This window comes from Allobosea sp. OAE752 (assembly GCF_050433265.1).
Taxonomy (GTDB): domain Bacteria; phylum Pseudomonadota; class Alphaproteobacteria; order Rhizobiales; family Beijerinckiaceae; genus Allobosea; species Allobosea spartocytisi.
In genome coordinates this window covers 108,750-123,561 of sequence record NZ_JBNPXO010000002.1, presented here as the reverse complement: position 1 = coordinate 123,561, position 14,812 = coordinate 108,750, and the positions used below count along the sequence as shown (strand labels likewise).

The following is a 14,812-nucleotide window of genomic DNA, read 5'->3' as shown; positions in this document are numbered from 1 at the left end:
AGGGGACGCTATGTTACAGTCGCCGCCTGCGGAAGGACATCTCGATGCTGCGCTCTTTCCTGATCCTGTTCGTGCTGCTCTCGGGCTCCGCGGCTGCGCGGGCCACGGAGCCCGTTTTGGAACTGATCGGGGCGGGACCTTCCGCGATCACCCTATCGCCCCGGACCGTGGCCACCCTTCCCAACGTCGACCGCGACGTCACCTTCGCCACTTCGAAGGGCCCATCGACCGCGCATTACAGGGGCGTGCTGCTGTGGGACGTCCTGCAGGCGAACAAGGTTTTCGACGGCCTCGATCTCAAGGCTCAGCTCGCCAAGACCATCCTCGTCAATGCCCGGGACGGCTACCGGATCGCCTTCTCGATCGGCGAGATCCATCCGGATTTCGGCAATCTGCCCCTGCTCCTGGTGACGGCGATCGACGGCAAGCCGCTCGACCAGGACTGGCGCCTCGTCGCTCCCGGCGACAAGCGCGGCGCGCGGGCCGTGCGCGATGTCGTGAAGATCGAGCTGCGCTGAAGCCCGCTGCGAACGCCGACCGGAGACCCAGAGCTTGATCGCCACCATCCTGACCGGGCTCGTAGCCCTGATCCACGTCTATATCGCCGTGCTGGAAATCTGGCTCTGGGATACCCCGCGCGGACGCCGGGCCTTCGGCCTCACGCCGGAATTCGCCAAGCAGTCGCGGGTGCTTGCGGCCAATCAGGGCCTCTACAACGCCTTCCTCGCCGCAGGGCTCGGCTGGGGCCTCTGGCTCGGGCCGGCGGGCCTTTCGATCAAGCTGTTCTTCCTGGCTTGCGTGCTCGTCGCAGGCCTCTTCGGCGCGGCCACTGCGAGCCGCAAGATCCTCTACATTCAGGCCCTGCCGGCGGCGCTCGCCTTGCTGGCCCTGCTCGCCGGTTATTGAGAGACGGCCGGCGCCCGCGCGAGCATCCGCGCCAGCGCGAGCATCGCGAAGAAGCCGAAGAACTGGATCACGGCGGAAAAGATCAGCGTCGCACTGGCGCCGAGACGCTCGATCAGCACCGCGAACAGCAGCGGCGCCACCGCGAAGGCGATGTTCTGCGGCACGGTGAGCTGGCCGAGCATCGCGGCAAAGCCACGCCGCCCGAAGAGCGCGAGCGGCAGCGTCGCACGCGCCACGGAAATGACGCCCAGCGCCGCGTTGAAAACCGCGACGAAGATTCCGGCCGCCACGATCCCCGTCGGCGCCAGGGGCAGGATAAGGCAGCAGAGCGGCCCGAGCAGCAGGCCGAAGAGCGCGACGCGCTCCACTGGCAGCCTCTCGCCCAGCGTGGCGTCGATCGCCCGTGCGACGATGGTGGCGGGTCCACCCAGCGTCGCGATCCAGACCGCCTCCGTCTGCGTCAGGCCGCCCTCCCGGAACAGGCTGATGAGATGCAGCGGCAGCCCCCAGGAAACCAGGCCGCTGGCGGAGAAGGCGAAAGCCGTCAGCCAGAACGCCATCCGCCGCTTTCCGGGCTCGACCCGCCCGGTCTCGAGGGAGGAAGCTGGCGCGGTCCCGGCGGCCGCCGGCGTGGGATGTCCGTGGAAGCGTGGAACCGCCGCATAGATCGGCAGCACGATGAAGAGCTGCATCGCTGCGAAGACGAGCAGCGTCGCGCGCCAGCCGAAGGCACCCATGAGGATCGCCGTCAGCGGCCAGAACAGGCTGGAGGACAGCCCCGTCACCAGCATCATCAGGCCGATGACCCGCCGTGTCCGCTCGCCCATGAGCTGCGCGACGGCGACGTTGCCGACATTGGCGAGCGACATCGCATGGCCGATCCCGATCACGAACCAGCTCGCCAGATAGCTGATCGGCCCTTGCGCCATGGACAGCACCGCGAAGCCCAATGCGCAGATGATCGCGCCCACGCACATCGAGCGGCGCGTCCCTTCCCGGTCGAGCACGCGGCCGATCGCGGGTGCGACCAGCGCGCCCGTCACCAGCAGGATGGTGATGCCGCCGAAGACGATCTCGGCACTGAGCCCGAGATCGCGGTCGAGCGCCTGCATCAGCACCGAGGGCGAATAGAAGGTCGTGCCCCAGCCGATGAGCCGCGTCGCGACCAGCCCGCATAGCAAAGGCCCGTGGCCGGAAAAACGAGATGAGGACGGCAAGGCGAGGAACCCGAAAGAACGGCCAGCTGACCGCCGGAAACTGACTAGATCATCCTGTCACGCCGCGGCAGCAGCGCGGATGCGACTTGAACATGCAGAAAAGGCAGTCCTTTCCGGTAAGAAAGGGTCAACCTCCTTGCGCCTATTGTGACGCCGTCTCGCGGAGTTTTCCGGTTGCAGGCCGAGGGGTCGGCCGCGACCATGCGCGATCAGGAGTTGAAAACGAGATGAAGTCGCGAGAGACGCTTCTGCGGCTGAAGCGCTTCCAGGTCGACGAAAAACGTCGCCGGGTGAGCCAGATCGAGATGATGATCGCCGACTTCAATCGGATGGCGAACGATCTCGATCGTGAAATCCACTCGGAGGAAGCACGCGCCGGGATCTCCGATCCCGCGCATTTCGCCTATCCGACCTACGCCAAGGCGGCGCTCGGCCGGCGCGACAATCTGCGCCAGTCGGCCGAGAACCTGCAGGGCCAGCTCGACGAGGCCAAGGCCGAATTGCAGGAGGCCTTCGAGGAGATGAAGAAGGTCGAGATCCTCGACGACCGCGAACGGGCGACCGAGCGCGCCGCCGAAGCCGCCCGCGACCAGGCGACGATGGACGCCATCGGGCTGCGCTCGCGGGCCTGAGCGCTCCCGGCCGAAAGCTATCAGGAGGCGGAAGCCCACAGGCTTCCGCCTTTTTTGTTTGCCGGCGATACGGCCGACCGGGACAGGGCGTCATTCTCGGGCTTGCCCCGAGAATCTCATGACCAGAGCGCTCTGATTTCCGAGATGCTCGGGTCAAGCCCGAGCATGACGGCGGTGGATCGCGCCCTCAGGCGACGACCGGGTGGTGCGGCACGCAATCCCGCCGCATCTGGCCCGCCAGCCGCGGGTCGTCGTTGACCTCGATGCCGCGCTTGAAGACCTTGAAGCCCGAGCGCTGGTAGAAGGCGAGCGCGCCCTGATGGTCGATGGTGCAGGTATGCACCCAGAAGCGCGAGATCGGCTTCGCCCAGGCCAGCGCCAGCGCCCGGTTCATCAGCCAGCGTCCGGCTCCCGTGCCGAGCACGGGCTCGTCGAGCCCGAAGAAGGCGAGCTCCGCCTCCCCCGCCTCGCGAAAATCGAGTTCCAGCAGCCCGACATCGCGCCCCTCATAACGTGCGGCATAGATCGCGACGGATGGATCGGTGAGGGTCGCTTCCAGCTCGGCACGCGGCTCGGTAAGGCGGCTGAACCACATCCAGCGCTCGCCGAGCAGCCGGTAGAGGGCGAGATAGCGCTCCGTATCGCGCCCGTCGATCGGCTCGAGGGAGAAAGCCCCGGTTCCCGGCGGGTCGGGCCGCTCGGCCGGTTTCGCGAACATTTCCAGCGACGTGACGACCGCGGCGATCTTGCCGGGCGGTAGGTCCGTGGTACCAGTGAGGCTGATGGTCAGGGTCTGCGTCAAGGCGGCATCCGATGGTGGTTTTGAGTCTGCCGCGATCATGACACGATCCCGGCCGAAAGATCATGGTGCGATGACGCATGGCAGGAGCATATCGCCGCCGGATCGGCGGTACGGGAACGGGCAGCGGCTGCGGCTGCTGTTCGCGCTCCTGGTGATGTGCCTCGCCGTGGTCCCCCATGTCACGCTCGCCGCTTCGCTGATGCGCATGCCCGTGACATCCTCGGGCCAGCATCGGGCGAACCCGCTCGGAACACCCGCCGCGAGCGCCTTGACCGCCACCGAAGTTGCACCCTGCCACCAGCCTTCGCCTTCCGCGAAGGGGCATCCCGCCGGCGCGCCGCCGATCTGCTGCATCATCGGCTGCGGCCTGATCGCGGAAGCCCCCGTGATCGCCCTGCCCTCGCGGACGATCCTCTGGTCGCGGCCCGGCCTCGCTTTGGCCGAGACGCGCGCCGGCATCTCGACCGAGCCGGCCAAGCCGCCGCCCCGAAGCGGGCTCGCGCGAAGCTGAATCCTTTTCCCGTTTTCAGGCGGCTTCAGACACCGTTGCCGGTGCGAGCCGTCATTCGTTCTCACAGGAATCCGAACAATGAATCGCTTCAAATCGTCCCTCGCGGCGCTCGCACTCGCAGCCGCCTTCGCCGGCCCCGGCTTTGTCGAGCAGGCCACGGCCCAGCACCAGGGCCATGGCGGCGGCACCATGAAGATGGACAGCGCGAGCACGGACAGCGCCGCGACCAAGGCCTTCAAGGAAGCCAACGCGAAAATGCACAAGGACATGGACATCTCCTATTCCGGCGATGCCGATGCCGATTTCGTGCGCGGCATGATCCCGCATCACCAGGGCGCCATCGCCATGGCGCGGGTCGTCCTCGCCCATGGCAAGGATCCCGAGATCCGCAAGCTCGCCGAGAACGTCATCCGCGACCAGGAGAAGGAGGTCGGCGAGATGCGTGAATGGCTCAGGAAAAACGGCAAGTAGCCGCTATCAATCCGGCAGGCGGCGGCAACGCCGCTTGCCCTCGGCCCTCCTCGCTGGCAAGAGGACGTGAAGGTTCGCGCCGCTGCGGTGACGACGCGGGCCTGCTTGCCAAGCCCTTTCGAAGTCCCTCCCGTCGCGGCCTTCATGAAACGCTATCTCGATTATCTCTGGCCGATCATCGGGCTCGTCGCGGTCGTCTGGTCCGTCGAGCTGCTTTGGGACAAGCTCAAGGCCGAGGCCGGCACGGACGCGGCCATCGAGGCTCTGCTCCAGAACGCCAATCTCTGGCAGAGCATCAAGATCATCGCCCACCGCATCGGCCACAAGATCGCGGTGATCCCGCCTAACGCCTTCTTCCACGCCGCGCTCGCCACCCTCGTCGCCTATGCGGCGCTCGCCTGGTACGACCGCATCGCCCTGATGCATCTGCGCAAGGAGAAGGGCATCTCCTGGCTCTACATCTCGCTCTGCTCCTTCGTGACCTATGCGCTCTCGCACAATATCGGCGCCTCGGTCTTCTCGGGCGGCATGGTGCGCTACCGTGCCTATACGGCGAAGGGGCTGACGGCGGCGGATGTCGCGATCCTGATCGCGCTCTGCTCCTTCACCTTCGCCTTCGGCACGCTGCTGCTGTTGGGAATCGTGCTGGTCTACGAGCCGGAGATCCTGCGGCCGCTGACGCGGCTGTCGAAATGGTTCGCCATCGGCGACGGCACGGCGCGCCTGATCGGCGTCGGCATGCTCGTCTTCGTCGCGCTCTACACCATCGGCTCCTGGCTCAAGTTCAGGCCGGTGAAGATCGGCAAGTTCGAGGTCATCTATCCGCGGCTGCGCATCGTCGCGAGACAATATCTCGCCGCTCCGCTCGAGCTCGCCGGCGCCGCCGGCATCATCTATTTCGCCCTGCCGGACCAGGGCAATCCGGGCTTCATGGTCGTGCTCGGCGCCTTCCTGCTCTCCTTCTCCGCCGGCCTGCTGAGTCAGGTTCCCGGCGGCGTCGGCGTGATGGAGGCGGTCTTCCTCGCGGTGATGCCCGGCGTGCCGGCACCTGCCGTCTTCGCCGCCCTGCTGATCTGGCGGCTGTTCTATCTCATCCTGCCGCTGGTGATCTCGCTGCCGATCGTGGTCGCCTTCGAGCGTGCGCAGCTCAAGCGCAGCACCCGCATCGCGCCGCCGCCCTGACGGGTCAGCGCGCCCGTTCCGGGCGCTTCAGCGCGATTGCCGCCGCACCGAACATCAGCAGCGCGCCGACGGCCTCGGAGACGCCGAAGGGCTCGCTCAGGACGATGACGCCGACGCCGACGGCAATCGCCGGGCTGATGAAGGCGTAGAGCCCGGCGCGGAAAGCGCCCCAATCCCTCAGCAGCCGCATATAGATGGTGAAGCCCATCAGCGAGCCGCCGATGATGAGGAAGACGACGGCGGGCAGCACGGGCGATCGCACCAGCGCAGCGAAATCGGCACGGCCGACCGGCTCGACCAGGGCGGACACAGCCGACAGTCCGATGCCGCCGATCAGCGTCTGCCAGCCGGCCAGCGTCAGCGTCGGCATCGTGCCCGCGATCGGCCGCGAGAGCACCGCGCCCGTGCAGTAGAACAGGGTGCCGAAGGCGACCGCGGCGAGCCCGACCGCCTCCAGCGGATCGCCATGCACCGCCGAAAGCCCGCCCGGCGCCCGCGTCGCGAAGAGGAAGCCGAGCCCCACCGTGCCGAGCCCGATCGCGGCGAGCTTGCGCGCGTCGATGCGCTCGCCCTCGATCGCGCGGCTCGCCAGCAGGGTGAAGATCGGGATCGTCGCGAAATTGACGATGGCCGCGAGTCCGGTCGGCGCATGGGCGGTGCCCCAGAACAGCAGGCTGTAATTCGCGGTGTTGAGCAGCAGCGCCGTGACGATCAATCGCGGCCAGGCTCCAGCAGGCACTTTCGGCAGGTCGCGCCCGGCCCAGAGCAGCATCAGCACGCCGGCGAGCGAAAAGCGGACGGCGGCCAGGAACACCGGCGGCACATGCGAGGCACCGACCTTCACCGGCAGCCAGGTCAGCCCCCAGACGAGGCACATCACGGCGAAGAGGGCGGCATTCCGGTTCATGATTGTCGCTTAGCGGCGCAGCCGGATGCTGACCATTGCGCGGCAGGCATTAGGGGGCCGTGGAAACGAGAGGTGCTGCGGCGCCGACCGCGCTTGCGAGGAGCGTCAGCGACGAAGCAATGACGGCTAGACGCTGCCGACCGTCTTCAACCGCGCGCGAGGGTGAATCTCGCTCTGCGACAGCACCGGCGTCTCGCGGCGGAAGCGCTCGATGATCTGCCTAGCGAAGGGCCGCGCCATGCCGGAAGTGACGAGCGCCGGCATTTCGCCGATGCGCGCCGCGTCCTCGAACTTGTCGCGGACATGGCGGACGAACTCCTGCAGCCGCGAGGGTTGCATGGCGAGATGGCGGTCCTCGCCCTGGCCGATGATCGATTCCGCGAAGACGCTCTCCCAGGCCGGCGAGAGCGTGATGATCGGCAGCACGCCGTTGCCGTCGGAGAACTGCGCGCAGATCTGGCGGGCGAGCCGGGCCCGGACATGCTCGGCGATATCGCGCGGGTTCTTGATCCCGCCCGCGACCTCCGCGATGCCCTCGATGATGGTGCCGAGATCGCGGATCGAGATGCGCTCGGCCAGCAGCAATTGCAGCACGCGCTGGATGCCGGTGGTCGAGATCTGGTTCGGAACGATCTCCTTGATGAGATCGGCATGGTCCTTCGGCAATTCACGCAGCAGCTTCTGCACCTCGGCATGCGAGAGCAGCTCCGGCATGTTCGACTTCAGCACCTCGGTGAGATGCGTCGAGATCACCGTCGCGGCGTCGACGACGGTGTAGCCGCGCAGTTGCGCCTCATCCTGCAGCGCCGAGTCGATCCAGGTCGCCGGCAGGCCGAAGGTCGGCTCGAGCACATTGTGGCCGGGCAGGTTCACCGTGCCGCCCATCGGGTCCATCGCCATATACTGGCCGGCATAGACGATGCCATGGCCGGCATCGATCTCCTTGATCTTGATGTAGTAGTGGTTCGCCTCGAGCTGGACGTTGTCGACGATCCTGACCGCCGGCATGACGAAGCCGAGCTCGGCCGCGAGCTGGCGCCGCAGCGCCCGGACCTGATCGGTCAGGCGGTCCTGCCCGCCCGGCGCGTTGACCAGCGGCAGCAGCGCATAGCCGATCTCGATCTTGAGCTCGTCCATCTTGAGGAGGTCGTTCAGCGTCTCCTCGCGCGGCGTGCCGTCGGGCATCACCGCCCCGCTGGCCTGCGCCGCCTCCGCCTGCGCCGTCTCATCGGCGCGCTGCTTGGCGGCGCGGCCGAAATGGCGGGCCAGAAAAGCGGCGCCGCCCGCCAGCAGCAGGAAGGGCAGCATCGGGATGCCGGGCAGGACCGCGATCAGCAGCATCACAGCCGCCGACATGCCGAGCGCCTTCGGATAGCCCGAGAGCTGCTTGCCGAGCGCCTTGTCGGCCGCGCCGCGCACGCCCGCCTTCGAGACGAGCAGGCCGGCGGCGGTCGAGACGATCAGCGCCGGGATCTGGCTGACGAGGCCGTCGCCCACCGTGAGCTGGGTGTAGTTGTGCGCCGCCTGGCCGAAGCTCAGCCCCTGCTGCGCCACGCCGATGATGATGCCGCCGAGCACGTTGATGAAGGTAATGAGCAGGCCGGCGATGGCATCGCCGCGCACGAATTTCGAGGCGCCGTCCATCGAGCCGAAGAAGGAGGATTCGTCTTCGAGCGCGCGGCGCCGCAGCTTCGCCGTCTCCTGGTCGATCAGCCCGGCGGAGAGGTCGGCATCGATCGCCATCTGCTTGCCCGGCATTGCATCGAGCGAGAACCGTGCGGCGACCTCAGCGATACGGCCCGAACCCTTGGTGATGACGACGAAATTGACGATGATCAGGATGGTGAAGACGATCACCCCGATCACGAAATTGCCGCTCATCACGAAGCCGGCGAAGGCCTCGATGACATGCCCCGCCGCAGAGGTGCCTTCATGGCCATGGGCGAGAATGAGGCGCGTCGAGGCGAGGTTCAGCGCCAGCCGGAACATGGTGACGATGAGCAGCACCGTCGGGAAGGCCGAGAACTCCAGCGGCTCCTCGATGAAGAGCGCCGTCATCAGCACCAGCACCGACAGGATGATCGACAGCGCCAGCAACAGGTCGAGCAGGACCGCCGGCATCGGGAAGATGAGCACCACCAGGATGCCCATGACGCCGATCGCCAGGAACAAGTCCGGACGGTTGAACAGCTTTCCCATCGCGTTGCGATCGGGAAGGTTGAAGCCGCCTCCCTGACCTGCCGTCACATCGGTCATCGACCGCCCCGCCCTCTCGCCGGTCGTCATCCGCGTACGGACGCCGCGCGCTCCGGAGCGGAGCGCGACCCGGCAATTCTTGCCGGGTTCATGGTGAACGAATTGTTAAGACGCGAAAGAATTTCGGGCCGGAACCTTCCGATGAACGGATGGTTATCGAAAGGCCGCGTTGTGGCCGCATTCGCCGTTCCAACTCGCCGGCGGGCGGCGAGACCCTGCCAAATCCCAACGATATCGGAGGAAATCTTGAACAGACGATCCTTTCTGACGAGCCTTTTCGGTGGTCTCGCGGTTGCCGGCATCGGCGGTGCCGCCCTGGCGAAGAACCTGGTCGAAACGGCCCCGTCGCCTGTCGAACCTGCCGCCGGCGCCATAGACCCCGCTCTCAAGGCCGGCCTCGACGAGACCGACGCGGCCTTCACCCAGTATTATCACGGGCGGCCGCGCCATCACCGCCGCCCTCCTCCGCCCGTGCATCACCGGCGGCATCCGCCGATGCATCGCCGCCCGCGCCGCGTGGTCCGCCACGGCCGCGTCTACTACGTCCGCTGACAGCCTGAGGGGCGGCGCCGATCGGTGCCGCCCCTTCCCTTCGAGGCACACCGCCAGAACGATTGGAGGACGCCGGCATGACAGCGCCGGACAGAAGCCGGGAAGGCGTGATCGAAACCGACGTGCCGGCGCGGCTGGACCGCCTGCCCTGGTCGCGGTTCCACACCCTCGTCGTGGTCGCGCTCGGCATCACCTGGATTCTCGACGGGCTCGAGGTCACTCTCGCCGGCGCGGTGTCGGGAGCGCTGAAGGAAAGCCCGGTCCTCAAATTCACCAATACCGAGATCGGCATGGCGGGCGCCGCCTATATCGCCGGCGCCGTGCTGGGCGCCGTCTTCTTCGGCTGGCTCACCGATCGGCTGGGCCGCAAGAAGCTCTTCACCATCACGGTCCTGGTCTATCTCACGGCCACGGCCGCCACCGCGTTCTCCTGGAACCTGTGGAGCTTCCTCGCCTTCCGCTTCCTCACGGGGATGGGCATCGGCGGTGAATACACGGCGATCAATTCGACGATTCAGGAACTGATCCCCGCCCGCGTCCGTGGCTGGACCGATCTCGTCATCAACGGCTCCTTCTGGGTCGGCGCCGCGCTGGGCGCACTCGGCGCCATCGTGCTGCTCGACCCCGCCCATATCGAGCCCGAGCATGGCTGGCGGCTCGCCTTCTTCATCGGTGCCGTGCTCGGCCTCGTCATCCTGATCCTCAGGCAATGGATTCCCGAAAGCCCGCGCTGGCTGATCAGCCACGGCCACCATGAGCGCGCCGCCGCGATCGTGGCCGATATCGAGCGCCGCTCCGGCTTCATCTCGCCCGGCGGAGAAGTCCTGCCGCCGACCCGGCTGCGCCCGCGCGCCGCGACGCCGCTGCGCGAGGTCTTCCGCGCACTCTTCGTCCTGCATCGCGACAGGGCGCTGGTCGGCCTCGCGCTGATGGTCTCGCAGGCCTTCTTCTACAACGCGATCTTCTTCACCTACGCGCTGATCCTGACCGATTTCTATCATGTGCCGTCGCAGGCGGTCGGCTGGTTCATCCTGCCCTTCGCGGCTGGCAATTTCCTCGGTCCCCTGCTGATCGGACGCTTCTTCGACACCCGGGGCCGGCGCTTCATGATCGCCGCGACCTATGCGCTCTCAGGCCTGCTCCTGACCGGCACCGGCTATCTGTTCTGGCGCGACTGGCTCACAGCCTCCCATCTCACCCTGTGCTGGAGCGTCGTCTTCTTCTTCGCCTCGGCAGCGGCGAGCTCGGCCTATCTCACGGTGTCCGAGACCTTCCCGGTCGAGATGCGGGCGCTCGCTATCGCCGTGTTCTACGCGATCGGCACCGGCGTGGGCGGCATCGCCGGCCCCTGGCTCTTCGGCATCCTGATTGACACGGGCTCGCGCGGCAGCGTCTTCGGCGGCTATCTGCTCGGTGCGGCGCTGATGCTCGCCGCGGCAGTCATCTCGGCGCGCTTCGCGGTGCGGGCCGAGCGCCAGCCGCTCGAAAGCGTCGCGCGGCCTCTTAACGCGGTGGATTGAGCTTTCCCATCGGCAATAACCATGCGGGCCGAAAAGACGTCAGAGGGAACAAATCATCATTTAAATGCATTACTCCCCACCTGCATTCCGCCCTTATGAATGCAGGGGGAGATGTGGTGAAGACAGTCTGGAGGCCGTCGTGGACAGACGCTCATTCCTGATGACATTGGTCGGGGGCTTCGCCGCCGCCGGCCTTGGCGGGATCGCCGCCGCCGAAGCCGCGCAACCGGCTCGGATATTGCCGCCGGAAGGCGCGCCGCTCAAGGACGCCGAAGCCGTCCCGGCGGAGACGAAGGAGGCGCTGGACAAGACCGACGCCGAATTCAGCCAGTACTACTACTACCGCCGGCCGCGCTATCGCTACTATCGGCGGCCCTATTATCGGCCGCGCTACTACTACCGGCCGCGCTATTATGCCCGCCCGCGCTACTATTATCGCCGGCGCTGGTAGGAACCGCTCTCCGGGTCAGGCCGCGCTGATGCGGGTCTGACCCGGCTCCGCCACAGGGATGCCGGAGGCGGTGTATTCGCCGAGCTTGTTGCGCAGCGTGCGGATCGAGATCCCGAGGATCTTGGCTGCATGCGTCCGGTTGCCCAGGCAATGGTCGAGCGTGTCGAGGATGAGCTCCCGCTCGACATCGGCGACGGTGTGGCCGACCAGGGAACGCGTCATCGCCTCCGCCGTCTGCGCGGCCCGGCCCGCGGCATCCCGCGAAACCGTGGCGGCAGGCCCGAGCGCCTCGCCTTCGGGCGTCAGGACAGCCGAGGCCGTGATCTCCGGCCCGCTCGCCAGCAGCACCGCGCGATGCATGGTGTTTTCCAGCTCGCGAACATTGCCCCGCCAGGCATTGGCCAGCAGCAGCTTGCGCGCGTCAGTCGCGATCGGCCGGGCCGGCAAGCCGTTCACCTCGGCGTATTTCTTTCCGAAATGCTCGGCGAGCGCCAGGATGTCGCCCGGCCGCTCGCGCAGCGCCGGCAGGCGCAGATGCACGACATTGAGCCGGTAGAACAGGTCCTCGCGGAAAGAGCCTTCGCGCACCGCATCCCCCAGATTGCGGTTCGAGGTCGCGATGATGCGGATATCGACCTTGACCGGCTGGGCGCCGCCGACGCGGTCGATCATCCGCTCCTGCAGGGCGCGCAGCAGCTTCGCCTGCAGACGGACATCCATCTCCGAGATCTCGTCGAGCAAGAGCGTGCCGCCATTGGCCTCCTCGAACTTGCCGACGCGGCGGGCGATGGCGCCGGTGAAAGCGCCCTTCTCGTGGCCGAACAATTCGGATTCGAGCAGATTGTCGGGAATCGCCGCGCAGTTCACCGCGACGAAGGGCCTGTCCTTGCGGGCCGATTTCTGGTGCAGATGGCGCGCGATCACCTCCTTGCCGGTGCCGCTCTCGCCGGTGACGAGCACGGGCGCCTCCGAGCGCGCGATCTGCGAGGCGAGCTGGACGACGCGCTCCATCGCCGGGTCGCGCCAGATCAGGCTGGTCTGATCGGCCGCCACGGCCTCCAGCACGGCCGCGATCAGCTCCGGATCCGGCGGCAGCGGCACGTATTCGCGCGCGCCGGCCTGGATCGCGGCGACCGCCGCGCGGGCATCGGTCGAGGTGCCGCAGGCGATGATGGGCGTACGGATGCGCTCCGCTTCCAGCGCCGCCACATAGGCCGCGATCGGCTGCACCACGTCGATCATCAGCAGGTCGGCGCCCTTGGCGCGCAGCACCGCGAGCGTCTGGTCGAGCCCTTCGGTATGGGTCACAGCCGCACCGTGCGACATCGCGATCTTGGCCGCGGCGATGATCTGTCCCTTGAGACCGCCGGCAATGATGAGGCGCATGGCTCAGGTCCTTTTGCTTGCTGTTCGTGAAGGCGGCCGCACGTTCACCGGTCCGCCTTGATGATTTCGGTCATGGTCACGCCGAGCCGCTCCTCCACGACGACGACCTCGCCGCGCGCCACCAGGCGCTCGTTGACGAAGATGTCGATCGCCTCGCCGACCCGCCGGTCGAGCTCCAGCACGGTGCCGGGCACGATCTGGAGGAGATCGCCGACCGCCACCTTCGAGGAGCCGAGCACGGCCGAAACCGTGACCGGCACGTCGAAGACCTGTTCCAGATCCTCCGCCGTCTTGACCGGCACCGGACCCGAACGCGCAACCGAGGTATCGTTCTGATCGAACGACAGATCAGCCTGGTTGAGGGGCGGCAGATTGAGATCGTTCTGCTGGCTCATGGCTCAAACCTTCACTGCCCGGGACGGCTGCCACCGGGGAAAACACTGGCGACCGCCTGCTCGATCAGCGCCGAGAGCTGTTCGCCATCCATCACGAAGCCGCCTTCGGCCCATTCGATCCGCCCGTCGCCGGGGCGGATATCGGCTTCGCCCAGCACGATCAGGCGCCCGGCGAAGCCGTGCTCCCGCGTCATCCGCTTGACGAGCTCCTCCGCCGCCTCGACCGACGCCTCCGGGACGCGCAGGACGAGATGCGGCGCCTGCCGCGCATGGACGATGCATTCGCGCACGGCCTGCTCCAGCGCCGCCATCGGCTTCTCGGCCAGGGCCGCTCCGGCGAGCGCCTTCGCCGCAGCGAGAGCGACCTGCGCCGCCTGCTCCTCGATGGTGGCCATGCGCGCCGCCTCCAGCGCGAAGAGCCGCTCGGCCGAGCGCGCGAGCTGCCCCGCAAATCCGCTGAGCTGCCCCTCGGCCTCGTTGCGGCCCTGCTCCAGGCCGGCGTGGAACCCCTCGGCCCGGGCCGCGCCGAGATCGGCCTCGCTGGCGGCCTTGCGGCTGCCCTCGCGGAAGTCGGTCCCGAACATGAATTTCGTCGCGGTCGCCTTTGCCATCTCAGTACACCAACTCGTCTTCGGCATTGCCCTTCGACAGCACGATCTCGCCCTTGTCGGCGAGGTCCTTGGTCAACGTCACCAGCTTGGTCTGGGCCTCGTCGACCTCCTTGAGGCGCAAGGGACCCAGCCCTTCCATGTCGTCCTGCATGTTCTTGGCGGCGCGCTGGGACATGGCGCCGAAGAAGAAGTCGCGCATCGGCTGGCTGGCGCCCTTGAGCGCGCGCGCCAGGACGTCCTTGTCGACCTGCCGCATCAGCGTCTGCAACCCGGCGGGGTCGAGCTTGGCCAGATCCTCGAAGGTGAACATCAGGGCGCGGATGCGCTCGGCCGCTTCCTGGTTGGAGGCGTCGAGCGCGGACAGGAAGCGGATTTCCGTCTGCCGGTCGAAGCCGTTGAAGATCTCGGCCATCATCTCGTGCGGGTCGCGCCGGCGCGTCTGGGTCAAGGTCGAGACGAATTCGGTGCGCAGCGTGTTCTCGATATGGTCGAGCGCTTCCTTCTGCACGGATTCGAGCCGCAGCATCCGGCCGACCACCTCGATCGAGAGATCGCCGGGCAGGTTGCGCAGCACGTTGGCGGCATGCTCCGGCCGGATCTTGGACAGGATCACCGCGATGGTCTGCGGGTATTCGTTCTTGAGGAAGTTCGCGAGCACCACGGCATCGATATTGCCGAGCTTCTGCCACATGTTGCGGCCGGCCGGCCCGCGGATCTCCTCCATGATCAGGGCGACCTGATCGCTCGGCAGGATCTTCTCGAGCAGCGAGATGGTGCGGTCGAAGGAGCCGGTGACGGCGCCGGCGCTGGAGAGCTTGCCGACGAAGTCCAGCATCAGCCGCTCGACCTCGTCGGCATCGACGGTGCCGAGCTCGGCCATGGCGCGGGTGATGATGCGGATCTCGTCGTCGTCGAATTCCTGCCAGATCGTCTTGCCGTGCTCCTCGCCGAGAACGAGCAGGATCACGGCGGCGCGCTGCGGCCCGGTCATCTGGGCGATCGTCATCATGCCA

The 14,812-nt window shown here is 67.2% G+C and carries 17 protein-coding genes; 9 read left to right on the top strand and 8 right to left on the bottom strand.

Going from position 1 to position 14,812, the window contains the following annotated elements; translation table 11 throughout:
- Positions 1-44: 44 nt before the first annotated feature.
- Together GGC47_RS05445 and GGC47_RS05440 are read left to right on the top strand one after the other, a co-directional pair.
- Entirely contained in the window at positions 45-518 is a 474-nt protein-coding gene (locus GGC47_RS05445; protein WP_142021636.1) for a hypothetical protein, read from the top strand.
- A 34-nt stretch (positions 519-552) separates the two neighbouring features.
- Positions 553-906, top strand: a complete 354-nt coding sequence (locus GGC47_RS05440; RefSeq protein ID WP_185747930.1) for a DUF1304 domain-containing protein — start codon at positions 553-555, stop codon at positions 904-906.
- Here GGC47_RS05440 and GGC47_RS05435 read toward each other — a convergent pair.
- On the bottom strand, positions 900-2,123 hold the full coding sequence (locus GGC47_RS05435; protein WP_429067232.1) for an MFS transporter: 1,224 nt from the start codon (positions 2,121-2,123) through the stop codon (positions 900-902). The genes GGC47_RS05440 and GGC47_RS05435 overlap by 7 nt on opposite strands.
- A gap of 227 nt (positions 2,124-2,350) precedes the next feature.
- Here GGC47_RS05435 and fliJ point away from each other — a divergent pair, with 227 nt between their 5' ends.
- The gene (gene fliJ / locus GGC47_RS05430; protein ID WP_112762799.1) at positions 2,351-2,755 is read left to right on the top strand and encodes a flagellar export protein FliJ; all 405 of its coding nucleotides are present in this window, start codon (positions 2,351-2,353) and stop codon (positions 2,753-2,755) included.
- 187 nt (positions 2,756-2,942) lie between these two features.
- Here the strand turns inward: fliJ and GGC47_RS05425 are convergent, their stop codons facing one another.
- Positions 2,943-3,557, bottom strand: a complete 615-nt coding sequence (locus GGC47_RS05425; RefSeq protein WP_370954420.1) for a GNAT family N-acetyltransferase — start codon at positions 3,555-3,557, stop codon at positions 2,943-2,945.
- A 70-nt stretch (positions 3,558-3,627) separates the two neighbouring features.
- On the opposite strand from GGC47_RS05425, the gene GGC47_RS05420 reads away from it, so the two are divergent.
- From GGC47_RS05420 to GGC47_RS05410, 3 genes are all read left to right on the top strand, one after another.
- On the top strand, positions 3,628-4,068 hold the full coding sequence (locus GGC47_RS05420; protein ID WP_142021633.1) for a hypothetical protein: 441 nt from the start codon (positions 3,628-3,630) through the stop codon (positions 4,066-4,068).
- A 78-nt stretch (positions 4,069-4,146) separates the two neighbouring features.
- Entirely contained in the window at positions 4,147-4,539 is a 393-nt protein-coding gene (copM, locus tag GGC47_RS05415) for a CopM family metallochaperone (RefSeq protein ID WP_142021632.1), read from the top strand.
- Between the two features lie 144 nt (positions 4,540-4,683).
- Complete coding sequence (locus GGC47_RS05410) at positions 4,684-5,721, top strand: lysylphosphatidylglycerol synthase transmembrane domain-containing protein (RefSeq protein WP_038359327.1); 1,038 nt, start codon at positions 4,684-4,686, stop codon at positions 5,719-5,721.
- Between the two features lie 4 nt (positions 5,722-5,725).
- Here GGC47_RS05410 and GGC47_RS05405 read toward each other — a convergent pair whose 3' ends face one another.
- Together GGC47_RS05405 and flhA are read right to left on the bottom strand one after the other, a co-directional pair.
- Complete coding sequence (locus GGC47_RS05405; RefSeq protein ID WP_142021631.1) at positions 5,726-6,628, bottom strand: DMT family transporter; 903 nt, start codon at positions 6,626-6,628, stop codon at positions 5,726-5,728.
- A gap of 126 nt (positions 6,629-6,754) precedes the next feature.
- Complete coding sequence (flhA, locus tag GGC47_RS05400) at positions 6,755-8,827, bottom strand: flagellar biosynthesis protein FlhA (protein ID WP_370954651.1); 2,073 nt, start codon at positions 8,825-8,827, stop codon at positions 6,755-6,757.
- 303 nt (positions 8,828-9,130) lie between these two features.
- Here flhA and GGC47_RS05395 point away from each other — a divergent pair, with 303 nt between their 5' ends.
- From GGC47_RS05395 to GGC47_RS05385, 3 genes are all read left to right on the top strand, one after another.
- Positions 9,131-9,436: a hypothetical protein gene (locus GGC47_RS05395; protein WP_142021630.1), complete on the top strand. Its 306-nt coding sequence runs from the start codon at positions 9,131-9,133 to the stop codon at positions 9,434-9,436.
- 77 nt (positions 9,437-9,513) lie between these two features.
- Positions 9,514-10,956 (top strand): MFS transporter, encoded by a 1,443-nt coding sequence (locus GGC47_RS05390; RefSeq protein ID WP_142021629.1) that lies wholly within the window; start codon positions 9,514-9,516, stop codon positions 10,954-10,956.
- A 139-nt stretch (positions 10,957-11,095) separates the two neighbouring features.
- A complete protein-coding gene (locus GGC47_RS05385; RefSeq protein WP_185747929.1) occupies positions 11,096-11,407 on the top strand; it encodes a hypothetical protein in 312 nt (103 codons plus the stop codon).
- A gap of 15 nt (positions 11,408-11,422) precedes the next feature.
- Here GGC47_RS05385 and flbD read toward each other — a convergent pair whose 3' ends face one another.
- From flbD to fliG, 4 genes are read right to left on the bottom strand one after another with little or no spacing between them, the layout of a single operon-like run.
- Complete coding sequence (gene flbD / locus GGC47_RS05380; RefSeq protein WP_038359340.1) at positions 11,423-12,793, bottom strand: sigma-54-dependent transcriptional regulator FlbD; 1,371 nt, start codon at positions 12,791-12,793, stop codon at positions 11,423-11,425.
- Between the two features lie 44 nt (positions 12,794-12,837).
- Positions 12,838-13,188: a flagellar motor switch protein FliN gene (gene fliN / locus GGC47_RS05375; protein ID WP_038359342.1), complete on the bottom strand. Its 351-nt coding sequence runs from the start codon at positions 13,186-13,188 to the stop codon at positions 12,838-12,840.
- An 11-nt stretch (positions 13,189-13,199) separates the two neighbouring features.
- Positions 13,200-13,799 (bottom strand): FliH/SctL family protein, encoded by a 600-nt coding sequence (locus tag GGC47_RS05370; protein ID WP_162737784.1) that lies wholly within the window; start codon positions 13,797-13,799, stop codon positions 13,200-13,202.
- Position 13,800: 1 nt separating this feature from the next.
- Positions 13,801-14,808, bottom strand: a complete 1,008-nt coding sequence (gene fliG, locus GGC47_RS05365; RefSeq protein WP_248312718.1) for a flagellar motor switch protein FliG — start codon at positions 14,806-14,808, stop codon at positions 13,801-13,803.
- Positions 14,809-14,812 lie beyond the last annotated feature (4 nt).

Excerpts from the sequence above, each read along its gene's own strand:
- GGC47_RS05445 (WP_142021636.1), top strand. The coding sequence starts at position 45 with ATGCTGCGCTCTTTCCTGATCCTGTTCGTGCTGCTCTCGGGCTCCGCG.
- fliJ (WP_112762799.1), top strand. The coding sequence starts at position 2,351 with ATGAAGTCGCGAGAGACGCTTCTGCGGCTGAAGCGCTTCCAGGTCGAC.
- GGC47_RS05420 (WP_142021633.1), top strand. The coding sequence starts at position 3,628 with ATGACGCATGGCAGGAGCATATCGCCGCCGGATCGGCGGTACGGGAAC.
- copM (WP_142021632.1), top strand. The coding sequence starts at position 4,147 with ATGAATCGCTTCAAATCGTCCCTCGCGGCGCTCGCACTCGCAGCCGCC.
- GGC47_RS05410 (WP_038359327.1), top strand. The coding sequence starts at position 4,684 with ATGAAACGCTATCTCGATTATCTCTGGCCGATCATCGGGCTCGTCGCG.
- GGC47_RS05405 (WP_142021631.1), bottom strand. The coding sequence starts at position 6,628 with ATGAACCGGAATGCCGCCCTCTTCGCCGTGATGTGCCTCGTCTGGGGG.
- flhA (WP_370954651.1), bottom strand. The coding sequence starts at position 8,827 with ATGGGAAAGCTGTTCAACCGTCCGGACTTGTTCCTGGCGATCGGCGTC.
- GGC47_RS05390 (WP_142021629.1), top strand. The coding sequence starts at position 9,514 with ATGACAGCGCCGGACAGAAGCCGGGAAGGCGTGATCGAAACCGACGTG.
- flbD (WP_038359340.1), bottom strand. The coding sequence starts at position 12,793 with ATGCGCCTCATCATTGCCGGCGGTCTCAAGGGACAGATCATCGCCGCG.
- fliN (WP_038359342.1), bottom strand. The coding sequence starts at position 13,188 with ATGAGCCAGCAGAACGATCTCAATCTGCCGCCCCTCAACCAGGCTGAT.
- GGC47_RS05370 (WP_162737784.1), bottom strand. The coding sequence starts at position 13,799 with ATGGCAAAGGCGACCGCGACGAAATTCATGTTCGGGACCGACTTCCGC.
- fliG (WP_248312718.1), bottom strand. The coding sequence starts at position 14,808 with ATGATGACGATCGCCCAGATGACCGGGCCGCAGCGCGCCGCCGTGATC.